1 protein-coding gene is annotated in these 1363 nt (G+C 70.9%); it reads left to right on the plus strand.

All coding sequences use genetic code 11. From position 1 onward, the window contains the following. Window positions 1–1363, plus strand: a 1363-nt coding sequence (locus tag ACWD3H_RS47665; RefSeq protein WP_451959803.1) for a beta-ketoacyl synthase N-terminal-like domain-containing protein, incomplete at both ends; no start/stop codon positions are given.

Below are 1363 nucleotides of genomic sequence, written 5' to 3' on the forward strand. Positions count from 1 at the left end.
CGGCCGGTGGGCTGGTCATGGCGGCGGGGCAGGGCAACTACGCGGCGGCCAACGTGTTCTTGGACGCGTTGGCGGCCTATCGGCGGTCGCGGGGGTTGGTGGCGACGTCGCTGGCGTACGGGCTGTGGGATGTGGCCACCGGGATGAGCGCCGGGCTGTCCGACGCCGACCGGGATCGGCTGGCCCGGCTGGGGCTGCCGGCACTGTCTGCCGCTGAGGGGTTGCGGCTGTTCGATGTGAGCGTGCGGGCGGATGCGGTGATGACGGTGCCGCTGCGGGTGGAGGTGGAGGTGTTGCGGGGCCGCGGCGGCGAGGTGCCGGCGTTGCTGCGAGGGCTGGCACCGGCGAGGCGACCGGTCCGGGTGGCCGCCGGTGGCGGTCAGGAAGGCGGGTTGCGGCGGCGCCTGGCCGGCCTGGACGTGGGCGAGCGTGAGCGGGTGCTGGAAGAGCTGGTACGGCGGCAGGTGGCGGTGGTGCTGGGTCACGTGTCGGGGGATGCGGTGGAGCCCGATCGGGCCTTCAGCACGATGGGACTGGATTCGCTGGCCGCGGTGGAGCTGCGCAACCAGCTGGCCGCGGCGACGGGGTTGTCGCTGCCCGCGACACTGGTCTTCGACTACCCGACCTCGTACAGCGTGGCGGAATTCCTTTACGGGGAGCTGTTCGGCTCGGCGGACTCCGAGCAGGTCGCGGATCTGCCGGTGCTGCGTTCGGTGGCCGATGATCCGATCGTGATCGTGGGGATGGCGTGCCGTTATCCGGGTGGGGTGGCCTCTCCGGAGGATCTGTGGCGGCTGGTGATCGAGGAGACCGACGCGATCACCGGGTTCCCGACGAATCGGGGGTGGGATCTGGAAGGTATTTACGATCCGGATCCCGGCCGGGTGGGGACGTCGTACACGCGTCATGGCGGGTTCCTGCACGATGCCGATGAGTTCGATCCGGGGTTCTTCGGGATCTCGCCGCGTGAGGCTCTGGCGGTTGATCCGCAGCAGCGGTTGTTGCTGGAGGTGTCGTGGGAGGCGGTGGAGCGGGCCGGGATCGAGCCGGGGACGTTGCGGGGTAGCCGTACCGGGGTGTTCACCGGGTTGATGTACAACGACTACGGTCTGGCGCTGGGCAACGCCGCCGGCCGGGTGCACCAGGCCGCCGTCGGTGAGGTGGTCGAAGGGCTCGGCCGGCGCGATGCCGTCGAAGGCTACGAGGGTACCGGGACCGCGCCGAGTGTGGCCTCGGGCCGGGTGTCGTACACGCTGGGGTTGGAGGGGCCGGCGGTGACGGTGGACACGGCGTGTTCGTCGTCGCTGGTGGCGGTGCATCTGGCGGCGCAGGCGCTGCGGTCGGGGGATTGTTCGCTGGCGTT

The organism is Streptosporangium sp. NPDC002607 (assembly GCF_053592655.1).